Annotated in this window: 14 protein-coding genes; 10 read left to right on the top strand and 4 right to left on the bottom strand. The window is 24.0% G+C overall.

What is annotated here, in order from left to right:
* Positions 1-603 precede the first annotated feature (603 nt).
* Positions 604-1455 (bottom strand): hypothetical protein, encoded by an 852-nt coding sequence (locus tag MBCUT_RS09465; RefSeq protein WP_067260434.1) that lies wholly within the window; start codon positions 1453-1455, stop codon positions 604-606.
* A 480-nt stretch (positions 1456-1935) separates the two neighbouring features.
* Complete coding sequence (purB, locus tag MBCUT_RS09470; RefSeq protein ID WP_067260435.1) at positions 1936-3285, bottom strand: adenylosuccinate lyase; 1350 nt, start codon at positions 3283-3285, stop codon at positions 1936-1938.
* Positions 3286-4347: 1062 nt separating this feature from the next.
* Here purB and MBCUT_RS09475 point away from each other — a divergent pair.
* The 6 genes from MBCUT_RS09475 to MBCUT_RS09500 all read left to right on the top strand — a co-directional run bounded on the left by MBCUT_RS09475 (position 4348) and on the right by MBCUT_RS09500 (position 10762).
* Entirely contained in the window at positions 4348-5178 is an 831-nt protein-coding gene (locus MBCUT_RS09475) for a DUF368 domain-containing protein (RefSeq protein WP_067260472.1), read from the top strand.
* 170 nt (positions 5179-5348) lie between these two features.
* Positions 5349-5789: a phosphatase PAP2 family protein gene (locus MBCUT_RS09480; protein WP_084270803.1), complete on the top strand. Its 441-nt coding sequence runs from the start codon at positions 5349-5351 to the stop codon at positions 5787-5789.
* Positions 5790-6019: 230 nt separating this feature from the next.
* Positions 6020-6214: a helix-turn-helix transcriptional regulator gene (locus tag MBCUT_RS09485; protein WP_067260436.1), complete on the top strand. Its 195-nt coding sequence runs from the start codon at positions 6020-6022 to the stop codon at positions 6212-6214.
* Between the two features lie 970 nt (positions 6215-7184).
* Positions 7185-8261 (top strand): CAP domain-containing protein, encoded by a 1077-nt coding sequence (locus MBCUT_RS09490; protein WP_067260437.1) that lies wholly within the window; start codon positions 7185-7187, stop codon positions 8259-8261.
* 357 nt (positions 8262-8618) lie between these two features.
* The gene (locus MBCUT_RS09495) at positions 8619-8876 is read left to right on the top strand and encodes a hypothetical protein (protein ID WP_067260438.1); all 258 of its coding nucleotides are present in this window, start codon (positions 8619-8621) and stop codon (positions 8874-8876) included.
* A gap of 695 nt (positions 8877-9571) precedes the next feature.
* On the top strand, positions 9572-10762 hold the full coding sequence (locus tag MBCUT_RS09500) for a potassium/proton antiporter (protein WP_067260439.1): 1191 nt from the start codon (positions 9572-9574) through the stop codon (positions 10760-10762).
* Between the two features lie 331 nt (positions 10763-11093).
* Here the strand turns inward: MBCUT_RS09500 and MBCUT_RS09505 are convergent, their stop codons facing one another.
* Complete coding sequence (locus MBCUT_RS09505; RefSeq protein ID WP_067260440.1) at positions 11094-11255, bottom strand: preprotein translocase subunit Sec61beta; 162 nt, start codon at positions 11253-11255, stop codon at positions 11094-11096.
* 1284 nt (positions 11256-12539) lie between these two features.
* Here MBCUT_RS09505 and MBCUT_RS09515 point away from each other — a divergent pair.
* The 4 genes from MBCUT_RS09515 to MBCUT_RS09530 all read left to right on the top strand — a co-directional run bounded on the left by MBCUT_RS09515 (position 12540) and on the right by MBCUT_RS09530 (position 17186).
* Positions 12540-13691 (top strand): sugar phosphate nucleotidyltransferase, encoded by a 1152-nt coding sequence (locus MBCUT_RS09515; protein ID WP_245634986.1) that lies wholly within the window; start codon positions 12540-12542, stop codon positions 13689-13691.
* A gap of 24 nt (positions 13692-13715) precedes the next feature.
* The gene (locus MBCUT_RS09520) at positions 13716-14729 is read left to right on the top strand and encodes a glycosyltransferase family 4 protein (RefSeq protein WP_067260441.1); all 1014 of its coding nucleotides are present in this window, start codon (positions 13716-13718) and stop codon (positions 14727-14729) included.
* 118 nt (positions 14730-14847) lie between these two features.
* Complete coding sequence (locus MBCUT_RS09525; RefSeq protein WP_067260442.1) at positions 14848-15903, top strand: glycosyltransferase family 2 protein; 1056 nt, start codon at positions 14848-14850, stop codon at positions 15901-15903.
* Positions 15904-16157: 254 nt separating this feature from the next.
* Positions 16158-17186 (top strand): FkbM family methyltransferase, encoded by a 1029-nt coding sequence (locus MBCUT_RS09530; protein WP_067260443.1) that lies wholly within the window; start codon positions 16158-16160, stop codon positions 17184-17186.
* Positions 17187-17228: 42 nt separating this feature from the next.
* On the opposite strand, the gene MBCUT_RS10635 is transcribed toward MBCUT_RS09530, so the two are convergent.
* Positions 17229-17402 (bottom strand): hypothetical protein, encoded by a 174-nt coding sequence (locus tag MBCUT_RS10635; protein WP_245634987.1) that lies wholly within the window; start codon positions 17400-17402, stop codon positions 17229-17231.
* Between the last annotated feature and the right edge of the window lie 367 nt (positions 17403-17769).

Genomic DNA, 17769 nt, shown 5'->3' on the forward strand with positions numbered 1-17769 from the left:
TTAAGTAGTTAAATTTTAAATAAAATTCTAATATTTTAAATAAAATTCTAATAAACCTTAATATTGATATTAACGCCATTTAATTAAATTTTTCCATGATATAATTCATTTATTTGAATATTGATATTATTATACTGCTTAATTCATGATTTAAATTTATATAATCAATTATTTTAAAATACTAATATTTTTGTATGCTTTAAAATAATAATGTGATTTCACGGATTCTTAAAATTTTAATTTTGGAATTATTTCCCACTCAATAGAATATTTTTAGATTTATAGATTATTAAATATTTTTTTTATTAGGATATTTTTATATTTCTAGATTATTAAATATTTTTTTATTAGGATATTTTTATATTCCTAGATTATTAAATATTTTTTTTATTAGAATATCTTTAGATTTTTAGAAAGCGAAAATAAATTTTATAGGTCTTTTTTAAGTTATTTTTAAATATAAGAAAAAATAGTTAAGTAATAATGAAATTGGAAACTAAGATATTAGAAAGCTTCCAAATACACTATAGGAGTATCTATTATTAATATTAAATATTATTTTATATCTTCTTTTTTTTATATAAGTGTATATAATACTTATTTTCACGCTTCTGGCAACTTTACCTTGATTCCACCTGTTTTTTTAGCGAAGAAGTTATATAATGCAGAACTTACAGCTCCCCATATAAGTCCAATAATAAATCCTCCAACAACCAATATTGCAATTAGAGATAATGCTGCAGGAAGACTACCAGATAATACGCTAATTATTAAACCAGTAATTAGGCCAAATATTAATGACATGATTCCTGCTATGATACCAGCATTCAATGGTGTAAATGAGTTTATTGTAGTCATTTCTCCATTTGAGGATAAATCAACTTTTAAACCACCAATTCGTGGAATAACAACATTAAATACGGCGCTACCAACTAAAGTAAATACAAATGCCCCTAAAACCACATAAACAATCATTAAAGGATTATATATGGTTAACAATAGCTGATATAATATGAATCCAATAGCTTGAGTTGAAGCTTGAGAAATCAATAATTGTATCAGTTGAATTACTATGGCAGGAGTTCCTATTACAATTATAGGGTATACAATTATTGCTAGAATTAGTGCTATTACTGCAGCAATAAAAGAAAATGGGACTATGGAAATTTTTGTAACTTTTTTCATCTCTATGATTTCAAATTCCACATCTCTTAGTTTAGTTATAAAATAATTATACAAGCATGAAATACCAAAGTATTTTGGAATACTAATGACCAATACACCGAAAATAATTCCAAGTGCTATCATAATTAAACTAGGATTAAATCCTCCAAAAATGCTCATGCTCGCTAAAAAAATTATAGCTATAATAATGGCCCAAATAAAATTTATAGAAGTGCCTATGATTGTTATTGAAGATAAATCAATAGATTTCAATTTTTTCATATCTGTCATATAATTTCACCTACTTATTTTAAGTATTCATCAATAAGTTTGTTCTCATTAATACATTTTTTCTTTATGTATTGCTTTTCATTTCATATAAGTTTAAGAATAGCTAGGATTTTTTTTATAGTATTGTTTCTTAGTTTATATGAATTTTAATCATAGTATATTACCAAAGGTTTGCTACAGATGATTTATTTTTGAATAAAATTTAACTATTTATCATCATTCTTTAAATTTGAATTAAAGCATTTTTAAAAGTTTTGTAAAATCATGAAAATAATTATTATTAATGATCTTTAAGAGGTTATACTTAAAAATAAATAATATTAAGAGTTTAATTTATTTCAAAATTTAAGAATTTTTCCAGAAATACTACATGGGAAATGGATAAATAATTTTTCACTTCCTAAATGATACTATTAGAAGATAAATTTGTTATTAAAGATAGATAGCTATAATTTCAAGTGATATTATTTTATTAATCCATTAAAACCAGGTTTTGGATGATTCTAGAATTTCATTGATTATTTCTTTGGAAGAACCAATATAAGTATGTGGATCCATTATTTCTTCTACATCAGCAGGAGATAGATATGGTGCTATTTCATCCCTAGTTAATATTATATCAGAAAGTAATTCTTGATTTTTATTAGCTTTTATTGCACATTCTCTAACTAATGCATAAGCAGTTTGACGACCCATACCTTTTCTAGTAAGTTCAGCCATCAATCTTTCAGCCATTATTAATCCATTGGTCATGTTAAGATTTCTCTCAATGTTTTCATCATAGAAAACAAGGTTACTCATTAATTTTATTGTTAGATTGAGTATGTAATCAGTTAAGATACAAGCTTCTGGGAATATAATTCTTTCACAAGAAGAATTTGTAAGATCTCTTTCATGCCAAAGAGGATTATTTTCCATGGCCGCAACAACATATGACCTAACTACTCTTGCAACACCACAAATTCTTTCTGCAGTGATGGGATTCATTTTATGAGGCATTGTACTACTTCCCACTTGTTTTTCAGGATCAAAGTATTCCCCAACCTCCATTATTTCAGTTCTTTGGAGATTTCTAATTTCAAGAGCTATTTTATCAAGCGTGGTAGCTATATTCGCCATTACCATCATGAATTCAGCATGATTATCTCTTTGAAGGACTTGATTAGTTATTGTAGCTGGAGGAAGATTTAGTATTTCTCCTACTTTTTTATGAACATCCCATCCAATTTCTCCAAGAGCTGCAGTTGTTCCAACAGCACCATCCATCATAGCTACACATAAATTTTTTTGAGCTGATTCTAATCTATCAAATTGTCTATGGAGTTCATCTGCCCATAGTGCAAATTTCATTCCATAAGTGGTTGGCAGAGCATGCTGTCCATGTGTACGCCCAATGCAAACTTTTTCTTTATTTTCAGCTGCTAATTTTAAAATTAATTCACTAAGACTTTTTGTTTTTTCTTTAAGAACATCTATAGATTCTGTAAACAATAGTGACTGGGAAGAATCTACTATGTCATTAGAAGTAGCTCCGAAATGAACATATTCCCCTGAATCTCCTTCACATTGTTCAGCTAGTCCTTTAAGAACAGCTGCTATATCATGGTTAGTTTGCCTTTCTATTTCATTCACTCGATCCAATGTTACATACTTAGTATTAGCTTTTTTTGCTATTTCATCAGCATCTTTCTGTGGAATAATTCCGAAAAAAGCTTCTGCTTGAGACAATGCAGATTCAACATCTAACATTTTCTGTAATTTGTTCTCTGATTCCCATATATTTTTCATTTCTGGAGTTCCATATCTAAATTCAATTGGGTGAATAGCCATTTTTAATGCTCCTTTATTTTTTTGATAAATTTTAAGTGATTGTTACTAATTTTATTAATTATTCAATATTCATTTATTCAGTTATCTAATTATTAATTAAGTTTATTTATCTTCTTCAGTATTCAATTATTCAGTTATCTAATTATTAATTAAGTTTATTTATCTTCTTCAGTATTCATTTATTCAGTTATCTAATTATTAATTAAGTTTATTTATCTTCTTCAGTATTCAATTATTCAGTTATCTAATTATTAATTAAGTTTATTTATCTTCTTCAGTATTCAATTATTCAGTTATCTAATTATTAATTAAGTTTATTTATCTTCTTCAATATTCAATTATATTACTTAATTATTTTATTGAATATTATAATTATTATTTTGTTTTTATATAAATAGAATTATATCAAGGAATCTAAAATAAATTTAATTAAAAATAATTTTAATCAATAATCAAATAGTTTTAATTAATAAATTAAATAGCTTTAATCAATAATCAATAGCTTTAATTAATAAATTAAAATAACTTTAAGAAATGATTTCATACCAGATATCATTGATAGGTTTATTTTTATTTATAAAAGTATTTTTTGTATATTGAATAAGATTATATGAAAATAGGATTTATTATTATGTTGTAGTTTTAGTTTTTATTCTTCATAATATTCATCATATTTTGTGATTATTCTTTAGAATTATATTTTATCTTTTATTTCTAAAAATAGGCTTAATAATTAAATATTTACTTATTTAACTATTTAATTTGTTTGGTATTAACTATATTTGGCCATTTTTTGAATTTCCATTTGAATTTCTCAAAACATTTATATATCATGCAGTACATTTTCTACCTATGTAATAAATAGATTACAAAATTCATATATTTTTTACATCACAAGAAAAATGCTAAAAAAATGGAATTTTGAAAATCGTAGATTATTTTAGGAAAAAATTTCAAATAATTAATAGATGAAAAAATTTTATAAAATTATAAAATAATGGAGATCATGATATGAAAATCAATTTTATGGAATCATTTTTAATTTTTATTCGAGGCCTATTTATGGGATCTGCAGATATAATACCCGGTGTCTCAGGTGGAACAATAGCTTTAATCACGGGAATTTATGAAAGATTGGTACACAGCATTGGAAAAATTAATTTTACTTTTATTAAACCATTGCTAAAAGGGAATTTTTCAGAGTTTAAAATGAAGCTATTAGAAGAAATAGATTTTGGATTGTTCATTCCTCTATTTTTAGGAATAGGTATAGCTATGATAAGTTTTGCTCGTTTGATTGAATATGCAATGAATTACTATCCTGCATACACTTTTGCATTCTTTTTAGGTCTTATATTAGCTTCTGCATATGTATTGTATGCTCATTTAGAGAAATTTTCAATTAAATTAATCATAGTTTCTATAGTTGGATTTATTCTAGCTTTTATTTTTGTTGGATTAAATCCAATATCTGCAACTCATACATTACCTATTCTTTTTTTCTCAGGTATGATAGCTATTTGTGCGATGATATTACCTGGAATTTCAGGAGCCTTTGTATTACTACTCTTAGGCCAATATAAATATATGTTAAATGCTTTAAATACCATGAATTTCACTGAAATCATTGTTTTTATATTGGGTGCTGTGATAGGTATCTTAGGTTTTTCTAAAATATTAGATTATTTCTTACAAAAACATGAACAAATAACTATAACTTTCTTAATTGGAGTGATGCTTGGAACATTGAGGCTTCCTTATGATAATATTGTAAATAATTTAAGGGTTGGGTCATTTGGAATTCCTTTTGAGATTATTTGCATATTGTTTGTATTGCTGGGATTTATTTTAATAGTGATTTTAGAGAAAAAATTTAAATTTGTTAAAGATTGAATAAATGGAGTAGTCAAATAGAGATGTCTTTTTGTACTTTATTAGTGGAACTTAACATTGATTTGTTTTATTTCATTAATATACAACTTCAAAATACTTTTTTAATTTTTTACTATCTATATTCACTGAATTAGAAAGTTTACCTTTTTTACTAGGGGGTATGTTTTGTTATGCCTGGCAATGATTTATTTACAAAAGATAGAAAATTAAAGAAATTAGCTATTTTAGGACCTAGCAGCTTTATTATTTTCAGTCATTGTAGCTTATTTCTTAAAAATTGGGGTGAAGGATCTAAGACCCTTATGTCATTGACAAATGTCCATCTTTTGGTAAGTGAAAGTGATCTTAATTCATTTCCTTCAGGACACACCTCTAATCCTTTTGCACTAGCTATTGGCATGGGTCTAAATTGGGAAATTAAAATTAAAGATCATTCAACAATATTAATTTGGGTTTTAATTCTAATTGCTTGTATAATCGGATTTTCAAGAGTTTATATAGGAGTTCACTATCCTTCAGATGTTATTGTAGGAGCAAGAATTGGAATAACTGGAGGACTAATAGCTACAATACTAGGAAATAGCTATTTAAAAGATTACGTAATTAGTTAAAATTAATAAATGATTGCTATCCTCCTTTAAATAAAAAATAATATATTATACTAATAAGTAATATTTATAGTCATTATTGAAAAATTTATCATTTTATAAAATTATAATATTCAATTTCTTATCTTTAAATTCAATTTAAACAATTTTTAAGAGAAATAAAAATATTAATAATTTACAAACATTACCATCATTACTATAATAATCTAAACATATTTAGGCTGTTTAATTGAATGAAAACCAGAATAAAATACCTTCGATTTGAATTAGAAATGACTCAGGAAGATTTGGCTAAAAAATCGAATGTTAGTAGACAAACAATCAGTGCTCTCGAGAATGGCAAATATAATCCTTCATTAGCTTTAGCACACAAAATTACTAAGATATTAGAGTGTCAAAACATTGAAGATGTTTTCATATTAGAATAAATATAAATTTATTGAAAATAGATAATAAAAACTATTATAGCGAATATTTAAAGTAGGTAGTATTAATCATCTCTATAATCAATCTTGTTTTTTTTACTATCTAAAAACATATCACACATACTCCAAGAAAACCTTGATTTAAAAATTAATAGCTATTAAAAATTAATAGCTATTTTTCTATATGATAATCTTTGTATGATAATCTTAATAAACTTATTAAAGATGAAAGCTATCTCATGTCCTATATTTTTGATAAAATTATCATACATATTTACTATTATTTTTTTTCAACATGTGTATTCTATCAATAATTTTTTTATAATATAAGACCACCCAAAAATATATTTTTTAAGAAAAAACTTCTTTATTTCTTAATTGGAGCATTTTAATGAATCTATTATTTATAAATTTAGAATTTTGACCACCCTCAATATTATTAAAAAATCTGCTATTTAAAGTACTAAAAGTTTCAAATAAAGTAGTTAAAAACGATAGTTTTAGGGAAGGATCATAAATTATTTTTCTATAGAATAGCTATTTTTCAATAAATTCCTACATTAATTTTATAGATTACTTATCTAAACTTTTTAAGAATAGTAACCAAATAAGCTTTATTGGGAATGAAAGATATTATTAAAAATCAGAATAATGGTCAGCATGGTCATGAAATCAACCATAATATTTATATAGTAAGTAATTAAAATTTTAATTATATTTTACATTTATTATAGAGTTAGTATTAGGTATAATTCTAGTAAATATCCTTAATCTTAGAAGGTATTTGCCATAATCTAACTACGATTTATAATCATTATACTAGTGTTACTAATTATTATACTCCTATACTAATTTTACATGGTCTAATTGATAATTATAATCATGATAATAATTATGATAAAATTATGACTATAATAATCATAATAATTTGATTTATTATTTGGAAATTTGATTTATTATTTGGAGTTTTCACATGGGAATAAAGAATAAATTTTTGGGAATAGCTATTTTAATGTCATTGCTATTAATTATTGGTTCTATTTCAGTAATCTCTTCAGATTTCAGTTATGCGACATCAAATAGCGATTTTTCAAATGAAGTTATAAGATTGGTTAATATAGAACGGGCAAAATTAGGATTGGATCCTTTAGAATTAAATGTTAATCTTCAAGGTCCTGCAGACATTAGAGTAAGTGAAATAATAAGAAACTTTAGTCATACTAGACCTGATGGAAGTTCATGGGAAACAGTTTCTCCAGAAGTTTATGGAGAAAACTTAGCACGAGGTCAAACTACTCCTAAGGAAGTTGTGGATGATTGGATGGCTTCACCAGGTCATAGGAAGAATATTTTAGATCCTGAGTTTAATAGTATCGCTGTTTCTTGTACTAATGTTCTAAGTGAGAATGGATCCCAATCAACTCAGGTTTTTTATTGGGTGCAGTTATTTGGTGTTAGTGCAAGTGATAAAATATATATGCCTGAACCTATATTCACTTTTAAAGGATCTTCTATTAGTTCAAATTCAATTGTTTTAAAATGGCAAAAATCTTCAGATTATATAACTGGTTATAAGATATATCGGTATGATGAGAAAATTCGTGGATATAATCTTTTAAAAACAATTACTAAAAATACTATCCTTTCTTTTACTGATAAGAAATTATCTAGTGCAACTTCTTATAAATATAAAATTATAGCTTATAAGACACTCAACAATAAAGTTTACAATAGTAATTCCAGTCAGATTTTAAAAGTGACTACAAAGCCATTGAAAACTTCTTTATCTTTGTCACCTTCCAAGAAAAAAATCTTACTTAGGTGGAAAAAGATTCCTAGAGTTTCTGGATATCAAATTTATAGGCATACTAGTAAAAATGGTAAATACAAGCTTTTAAAGAATATCAAAAAAGCATCTATAGTAAAATATACAAATACCAATTTAATCAAAAATAAAAAGTACTTCTATAAAGTTAGATCATATAAAATAGTTGATGATAAGAAGATTTATAGTGACTTTAGTGTAATTAAATATAATAAACCACGTTAAATATAATTATAATTATATTATTTGGTTGCCTACTGTTGTTAATTCATTAAATCTTTAATCAGAAGTATTATTTTTAATCTTTATTTTTCTCTAGATATTTATTTTTCTCTAGATTTTTATTTAAATTATTTTTCCGTTTATATTGAATATTTTAAAAATATTTAATTTTTTACATTATTTTCCTGTTTATATTGAATATTTTAAAAATACTAGCTGAAGCTTTTGATGAATTAGAAATGATACATTTATCACTCATTAATTACTAAACTCTTTATATATTCTATTGGTCAGACTAATATCAAATATAGGTTTATAATGAGTTATTGATCAATTAATCTAATTGAAATGAAGATTATTATGATAGAAAAAGAAGAATTAATAGCTATTTTTCTTAATATAGCAGAGCAAGAGATGGAAAATGGGATTATTCCCGAAATTGTAAAAGAAGATGGATGTATATCTTATTCTTTTAAAGAAATGCATTTTATATTTATTAATAATGTAACATTATCTTTTAATAAGCTAATAATAGATGAAGATAATGTTAGATTTTATATTGATGATCTTGCTGTTAGTGCAATAGCTATTGATAATGTTGATATAATAGCTAATTAGAAAAAATAGTTTCTTTTGAATTTCTTATTAATTATTTTATTCCATTAGTTTAATTTTTATAATCCTATAATTGAGTTCTATCTAGTTTTATTAATTATTTTCATTAATCTATAATATAGTGATGGATATTGACTTTGAAAATAATAATTTAGTATAGATACCTAGAATATATTTAATAGATAATAACTATATAAATAAATTATCTAAAATATATATTTTTAATATTTCCAATTTTAATTGTTTGGTCTATATTATATAATAAAAAAGGTGTGTAATAGCATTAAATCTATTATATAACCCATTTTATAAGATTATTTTTATTTCATGATTTTATTGTTAAGGGATACCTTTATATTAAATTGTAAATAAAAATTAATTTATAAGAATTTTTATAAATAAGTAAAAAAATAAGTATAAGAATTTTTATAAATAAGTAAAAAATAAGTATAAGAATTTTTATAAATAAGTAAAAAAAATAAGTATAAGAATTTTTATAAATAAGTAAAAAATAAGTAAAAAATATTTTTTAAGAGTTGTAAATAATTTTAATATTTTAAAAAAAAGTTAAAAAGTATAAATAAAATCAAGAATTGTGATATATTTAAGAGTTATAGGTAAAGTAGGATACAAATGAAGATCAAAAAATCCATGACAGCGATTAATCAATGTGAACAAGATTCATCAAGGATTCAACAATGATACCTATAGAAGTTTTGTTATTTGGATTGGGACTTTTACTTATTGCAAGTATTCTATTAAGCAAATTATCTACTGTTATTGGAATTCCTACTCTAATAGTGTTTTTAATTATTGGAATGTTATTGGGTTCAGATGGCATTATAGGAATTTATTTTGATAATTATTTATTTGTTCAGTATATTAGTATATTTGCTCTAATTATAATAATGTTTTCAGGTGGTTTAGACACTGAATTTAAAAGAATTAAGCCAATAGCGAAAATTGGTGTTTCACTTTCAACATTTGGTGTTTTATTAACTGCAGTAGTCACAGGTTTATTTATTCATTTTATTATAGGAATTGATTTGATTGTTTCTCTTCTTATAGGTTCTATTATATCATCTACTGATGTTGCAGCTGTATTCTCAATATTTCGCCCATTTAATCTAAAATTAAAAAATAATTTGGATAATTTGCTTGAATTTGAAAGTGCAACTAACGATCCAATGGCTTATGTTTTAACAGTAAGTTTTATTTACTTGGTAATTCATCCTACCACTTCAATTTGGGGAATAATTTTCTTATTGATTCAATCAATGGTAATAGGTACTATTGTTGGATACTTATCAGGGAAACTATCTGTAAAATTGGTTAACTCTATCAATTTAACCACAAAAGGATTATACCCTGTTTTACTTATAGGAGTAGCAGTTTTAACTTTTGCATCTGCAGAATTGATTGGAGGTAATGGTTTCTTAGCGGTATATATTGGATCATTACTTATTGGAAATAGTGCATTAGTAAGTAAGAGGGCCCAAATAAACTTTTTCGATGGTTTGGCATGGTTAATGCAGATAATAATGTTTATAATTCTAGGACTTGTAGTTTTTCCAAAACAACTACTTCCTACAGCAGGAATTAGCTTGTTAGTATCTTTTGGACTAATTTTAATTGCAAGACCATTATCTGTTTTCTTATGCTTGATTCCATCTAAATTTAATCTAAAAGAGAAGTTTTTCGTTTCTTGGACAGGTATTAAAGGAGCAGTACCTATTGTATTTGCAACATATCCTCTAGTTGCAGATATTCCTCAGGCAGGGATAATTTTTAATATAGTTTTCTTTGTTACCATCATATCTGTTCTTTTACAAGGATCAACTATCAAGTTCTTAGCTAAAAAACTTAAATTAGTGGAATCTATGGATTAAACTAATTAATTTCTATTAAAAATATATTGAAACTATGGGTTAATAAGAAGTTATTTATTAAAAACTTAGTTGAGTAAGTGATTTAAATAAATAATTTTTATTAAAAAATAGTCCATATGTCAATGAAAAATCAAAATAATCTTAGAAAATACTTTTTAAGGCTATTTGAAGATATTTAACCTTATTTTAATTTAATTTAAAATAGAATAATATTTTTAAGTTAGTCTAGTTATATAAAAAGTTAGTTTAGTTATATAAAATCTTAAGTAAAAATTAAAATTAGATTTGAATTAATTGAAATGTAATTTGATTAGAATATCTTATTTATTTCTTATGCTGAAAATCTTAAAATAATACAAAAGACAGCTAATATTATTGTCATAACTACAACTTGTTCAGGAGTGAGTTTAGGTCCTCCAGTTTCTTCATCTTCGAAGTATCTAACAAGTCCAGCTCCTGTTGGAGGTAGCATTTCTTTACTTTTCTTTGCCATTTTATCACCTGATAATCTTGAATTTATATAGTTTGAATTTTGTTTGTGATTAATTAATAATGTTCTGTGTATGATAATTTTTAATCATTTTAATTATATTATTTATCCTTAATAAGTTTTCTTATAATTTTCTTTTTTATTATTATCAATAATATATTTTTATTTTTAATACTTTATAATTTATTATTATTTTTCAATGCTGTTAATTTAAGGAATATATTAATTAATTTTTAATGAATATGACATTTCTTTTAAATAAAAATTATAAAAAATTAGGCTTTCTAGAAACCATTTTAATAGTAAAATATATTTATAAAAAATACATATTAAAATCTTTTATTAGTAAAATTATCTCTTAATTGATATTGGGTTATAAAAAAATTGTTAAACTAGTTTTTAAAATTTAATATAATAAATATAAACTGATATTATCAAATAAGATAATTAAATTTTAGAGAGACGAAAAATTAAAAATAATGATATTAGGTCGAATGCTGTCAATTTAAGAAAATTTTCTTTAAAATTTCAATATTTTTAATTAATTTTTTATAATTTATATTTAAATGGAATGTTGCATTCATTAGAATATTAAAGTAATAATTCTTTAAGTTGACAGCATTGGATATTAGGGGGGGGTTTTAATGGAATTTGATGTATAATTTAGCTAATAAATTTCATTAAATATAATATTTTTATAAAAATAAATGTGATAAAAAACATGGAAAATCTTTGTTAAATTCATTATACATTTTTTGAGTTATTCTTCTTCTTCTTTTAACAATAGTTTTTATTTACTTATTTATGATATATATATATATATATATATATCAATTCTTTTTCAATAAAGTTTATATATTATATTATAAGATAATTAATTAAGTTAATTAGTAGTGATTGTTTTTTATATTATTTAATATGATTTTTTATTAATGTGATAAAATTAATAATCTTATAATTTTTTTCTTTGGAGGTGTTTAAAAGGAATAATAATGTTATAGTTTAATTTGTTATGGGTGAGTGTTCATTATTATTTAATCAAAGAAAATGTTCATTATATATTAGAAGATTAATCTTTTAAAATAATTGAATATTGGTATAGGGGGCTATTAAATAATAATTTGGTTAATTAGGAGTAAATTACAATGAAAATAGGATTTATCCCAAGTATTTTCCTAAAACAATTAATATGGAGATTAAAAATTATAAAAATACAATGAAAATCAATACCTTAAAAAACTAATACAATGGAAAAATAATTATTTTACAATAAAATGGAGAATAATAATGGAAAAAACTATAGGAATGATTCTTTGTGGAGGATTTGGAAAAAGACTTAGACCAATAACTGAAAAAATTCCAAAACCTTTAGTCGAAATTAAAGATGATTACACAATTTTAGATAAACAACTATTTGACTTTAAAAATGCTGGTATCGAGGATGTTTATCTCCTAACAGGATTTTTAAATGAAAAAATAAAAGAACGTTTTGGTAATGAATATAAAGGAGTTAATATTCACTACATCATTGAAGAAGAACCTCTTGGAACATTAAATGCTATTCGTCTAGGTATGGAAGCAATTGATGACCATGATCAGTTTATTATTCGTAATGGTGATGTTATAGCTGATTCAAACCTTAAAAAGATGATTAAAGAAGGTGAAAAATCAAATATTGAAGAAGAACCTCTTGAAACATTAAATCTTATTCGTCTAGGTATGGAAGCAATTGATGACCATGATCAGTTTATTATTCGTAATGGTGATGTTGTAGCTGATTTAAACCTTAAAAAGATGATTGAACAAGGTGAAAAATCAAATTATCCATTTAATATTTTCATAACTCAAATGCAATCTCCTTATGGTATTGTAGAAACAAATGGGGAGAAATTAGCTTCTTTTAAAGAAAAACCTCTATTGGATTATTATATTAATGGAGGAGTTTACTTTTCAAAAAGTAAACTCGATTTTGGAGATTTTAAAACAGGAGACATTGAAAAAACTCTATTTCCACTAATGGCTAAGGAAAATAAGATTGGATATTATAGAGAAGATGGATTGTTTTGGATGGCTGTTGACACATCTAAAGAATTAGAAAATGTTAGACAAGAATATAAAAACAGAACTGACAAACCATGGGGTTATGAGAAAGTTTTAATCTACACAGAAAAATATCTGACTAAGGAGCTATTTATAAAAGAAGATTATCAAACAAGCTTCCATTACCATGAAAAAAAGGACGAAACAATGTATATAATCTCTGGTGCAGGTTATATAGAGTTCAATGATAAAACAGAGTATTTTAGTAAAAATGATACTATAAGAATAGAACCTAATATCGAACATTCAATTGTAGCTACTGAAAATACAGTGCTTCACGAAGTTTCAACACCTTATTTAGATGATACAATTAGAGTAAATGATTTTTATACAAGATAATTGTAGAAAAATTGGAGAAATATTATGAAATCTACAAGCAAACAAAAAGTAAAAGTTTCACTTGTTTCAAGGTCTTTTCAATCACGTATCCAAGGAATTGGAACTTATTCTAAAATGGTATATGAAATTATTAAACAAAATAAAAAAATTCAAATTAATTTAACTTCCCAAGATAATAGCTATTTACTCAAAAATAATCCTTTGGGTTATTTATTTTATTGTTTAATTGAACTTCCTATAAAAATTAAAAAATCAGATGTTTATCATGCATTATCCCCAATGGAAGCTTTATTTTTAAATCCTAATAAAACTATTGTAACAATACATGATTTAATACCAATAAAAAGAGCTAAATCCTTAAAAAACAAGCTATTTAAAATTTTATTCAATCAAGCTTTGAAAAAATCTATTAAGTGTGAAATTATTGCAATTTCTGAAGAGACAGCTAGAGATTTAGAAGAATATTACAATGTAGATTATGAAACTATTAATGTTATTCCTCCAGCTATCAGTGAAAATTTCTTCCCAACAAACAAAAATAATGAGATTTTTACCATAGGAACTATATCTTATTTAGAAAATAGGAAACGAATAGATATTCTGATTAATGCCTTTTTAAAGGCAGATATCAAAAATTCATTGCTATTAATTGGAGGAAAAGGTCCTGAACTAGAAAATCTTAAAAAAATAGCTAATAATGATTTAAGAATCAAATTCTTAGGTTTTGTTCCTGATCATGATATGAATGATTTTTATAATTCTTTAGATGTTTTTGTATTCCCAACAATCATGGAAGGATATGGCTTACCTATTGTTGAAGCTATGGCATGTGAAAAACCTGTTATAACTCTTGAAGATGGAAGTATTCCATCAGATATTAAAGATAAAACTTTTATTTCTTCAAAATCAAATCTAGCAAATGATTTAAAAAATAGAAATTTTAAATGTAATCTAAAATCTAACTTAAAATTTGCAAATGAACATTCTCTTGATAAAACTGGTCAAAAACTTAAAAAAATTTATGATTCTATGATTTGAAGTGTTTATGGTATTTGATGAACTTATTTAGGAGATAAAATATGATATCACAAAAATGGAATGAAAATAAAAATTATAATAAATCAGATAGAATATACGATGAATTTTGAGGGGTTATATGTACAAAATTAGTGTTATTATGCCTGTTTATAATCGTGAAAAGTTAGTAAAAAGAGCTGTTGATTCTGTGATTAATCAAAGTTTTGGTTTTGAAAATATTGAACTTATATTAGTCGATGATAATTCAACAGACGAGACTAAAAATGTTATTAAGGATTATGCAGAAAAATATGATAACATTCATCCGATATTTCGAGAAACCAATAGTGGAAGCCCAAATATTCCTCGTAACGATGGTATTGATAATGCTAAAAGTGAATATATAATGTTTTTAGATAATGATGATGAATATACTCCAGAAATCTGTGAAAAACTTTATAATGCAATAAAAAAATATAAAACCGATTTTGTTGAATGTTGGTGTCGAGACATATCTAACTATAAACGAGAGAGAGAGAGAAATATTGAGGAGAATATAGCTTCAACATCCTGTGTCATTCATAATCGTGAAGAAAAAGATTTGCCTAAGTTAAGTGGAGTTTGGAATAAGTTATATAAAAAAAGTTTTTTAGATTTAAATAATATCCGTTTTCCCCCAAATATTAATGCTGAAGATGTATTCTTTTCTTTGTTGTGTTATGATAATGTGGATAGATGGATAGAAGTAAAATATATAGGATATTTACATATTGATGACCTTGATTTTTTATCTTTATCCCGTGCAAGTAATAAAAAAATTATATTTGGTTCTTTAAAAGGTTTAGATTTAACTATTAACATATTAAAGAAAAATAATAGTAAATTATTAAATTCACCATTAGAAGCCATTCCGAATATAGCTTTAGGATTTTTAAGAGCTAATTTAGATTATAGTGAGAAAAATGAACTCTTAAATAAGTATTGGCATCTATTTAAAAACTATAAAAATTATGATTGTTTATCTTTAAGCTATCCTATGAAAGTTTATATGAAACTTTTCACATTTGATAAAAAAATAGCTATTATAATGTCATACATATATAAATACCTAAAATTAGACAGCATATTCTATAATAAAAAGATATATAATTATATTAGAAGTTTAGCTGGAGGAGGATACAATTTTGGAGAATAAACATGAAGAATAATAATGTAATCTTGTTTACAATTACTTTATCTGAAAATTTAATTTTATAAAACTGTTTAAATATTAAATAACTAATTTATATTATTTTAGTTTAAAAAATAAGAATCAATATCAATTTTATAAGGTAATAAATTCTAAAATATTACTATTTTGCTTTTTTACAAATTTATATTAGAGAATGAAGATTAAAAAATTTTAATAAATATTATCTTATAGAATTAATTAATATTTGGTGAATATATATGAAAAATTATTTAGAAAAAATTTTCAATCGTGCACCTTTAAAAATTAAATATTTAATTTTAAAAATGTATAAATATATTAATTTTGAAAAATCTAATGTTTTAAAAGAATATTTAGATAAAAAAGTTATCTTAATGAGATGTTTAGAAAATAAACTTAAAATTAATCCTAATAAAGAAAAACAAGAAATATTAAATGTTCTTAAAAATAAATTTGATGGTGTTGGTATTCCTTATTATTGGACAAACAAATATAAAAAAGAAAATATCAAAATTCAACATGACTCTAAATCTAAGTATAACTTTGTTATGCATCAGAATAAACCACTTTACTTTCCTTTAAATATGAGTAATCAAGAAATAAAGATATTATATAACTCTTTGCTAATTGAACAAGATGAAAATTCTCCTCATTTATATTTAACTCCTGATTTTACATTGCAAAAAGGTGAATTTAAGGAGGAGAATGATATTATATTAGATGTGGGTGCTGCTGAAGGGATATTTACTCTTTCTAACATTGATTTAATAAAAAAAGCATATTTATTCGAATGTGATGAAGATTGGATTGAACCCTTAAAGTTAACATTTAAACCTTACAAAGAAAAAGTTGAAATTGTTAACCGATATGTTAGTGATACTACCTCTGATAAAACTATAACTCTTGATGATTTTTATAATCAAATTGATAAAGAGGAAATTAACTTTATTAAAGTAGATATTGAAGGAGCAGAGTTTGACCTACTTAAAGGAGCAAAAAAACTTTTAAAAAACTCTAAAAACTTAAAATTAGCTATTTGTACTTATCATGAGCAAGAAGATGCTGAAATATTTGAAAATTTTTTAATTGAGAAAGGATATTCTTGTGAATTTTCTAAGGGTTATATGGCTGTATTTTGTGGTGAATTTAAATATCCATATTTAAGAAAAGGACTTATTAGAGCTAAAAAAAAAATCAATGATTTGAAAAGTGATTTACTGACAAAAAAGTCCAGAACATTTTTCAAATATTTAATATATTCTAGTTAATCTTTCTTTATTGTCGAAATGTTCATCAAAAGATACTATCTCTCACATGCCTAATTTTTCCATTATAGCTATAGAAGTACAATCAGCATAACCTAAAGACCCATTGTATTTTTTACATATATCAATTGCTTTGTCTTGTATTTCATCATCTATCACATAAACATTATAATTATCTTTCAGTAAATAGTACATATTTTCTATTTCTTTCCCATTCATACTACCAGCTAATCCATTTAATGTTTCAAGTAGTATTACATTAGAAATACAACATTCTGACTTTTCACTTTTGAAGCTAGTTTAAGTGATTCATCATGCCATTGACCCTTTTTTAATATTAGTCCAAGTATAAAAGTTGTATCGATGAAAAGCAAATTAATATTCTCCTCTTTGTGCTTTTCTTATTATATTAATCTTATTAACTATAGTTGGAATAGGTATTAGAAGAAAACATAATTAAACATTTTTTTGGAGAGGACTTATTTATTTTTTCTCCTCTATTTTTTTGAAAATTTTTTTTCCATTATAACCTTGGAAGCTCTCTGATTTTTATTAGTTGTGTAATATTAGTTCTTTTAATTCTTCT

Origin of the sequence: Methanobrevibacter cuticularis, assembly GCF_001639285.1 — an archaeon.
Taxonomy (GTDB): Archaea; Methanobacteriota; Methanobacteria; order Methanobacteriales; family Methanobacteriaceae; genus Methanobaculum; species Methanobaculum cuticulare.

Coding starts and splice junctions, on each gene's coding strand:
- MBCUT_RS09465 (WP_067260434.1), bottom strand. CDS start 1,455: ATGACAGATATGAAAAAATTGAAATCTATTGATTTATCTTCAATAACA.
- purB (WP_067260435.1), bottom strand. CDS start 3,285: ATGGCTATTCACCCAATTGAATTTAGATATGGAACTCCAGAAATGAAA.
- MBCUT_RS09475 (WP_067260472.1), top strand. CDS start 4,348: ATGGGATCTGCAGATATAATACCCGGTGTCTCAGGTGGAACAATAGCT.
- MBCUT_RS09480 (WP_084270803.1), top strand. CDS start 5,349: ATGCCTGGCAATGATTTATTTACAAAAGATAGAAAATTAAAGAAATTA.
- MBCUT_RS09485 (WP_067260436.1), top strand. CDS start 6,020: ATGAAAACCAGAATAAAATACCTTCGATTTGAATTAGAAATGACTCAG.
- MBCUT_RS09490 (WP_067260437.1), top strand. CDS start 7,185: ATGGGAATAAAGAATAAATTTTTGGGAATAGCTATTTTAATGTCATTG.
- MBCUT_RS09495 (WP_067260438.1), top strand. CDS start 8,619: ATGATAGAAAAAGAAGAATTAATAGCTATTTTTCTTAATATAGCAGAG.
- MBCUT_RS09500 (WP_067260439.1), top strand. CDS start 9,572: ATGATACCTATAGAAGTTTTGTTATTTGGATTGGGACTTTTACTTATT.
- MBCUT_RS09505 (WP_067260440.1), bottom strand. CDS start 11,255: ATGGCAAAGAAAAGTAAAGAAATGCTACCTCCAACAGGAGCTGGACTT.
- MBCUT_RS09515 (WP_245634986.1), top strand. CDS start 12,540: ATGGAAAAAACTATAGGAATGATTCTTTGTGGAGGATTTGGAAAAAGA.
- MBCUT_RS09520 (WP_067260441.1), top strand. CDS start 13,716: ATGAAATCTACAAGCAAACAAAAAGTAAAAGTTTCACTTGTTTCAAGG.
- MBCUT_RS09525 (WP_067260442.1), top strand. CDS start 14,848: ATGTACAAAATTAGTGTTATTATGCCTGTTTATAATCGTGAAAAGTTA.
- MBCUT_RS09530 (WP_067260443.1), top strand. CDS start 16,158: ATGAAAAATTATTTAGAAAAAATTTTCAATCGTGCACCTTTAAAAATT.
- MBCUT_RS10635 (WP_245634987.1), bottom strand. CDS start 17,402: ATGAATGGGAAAGAAATAGAAAATATGTACTATTTACTGAAAGATAAT.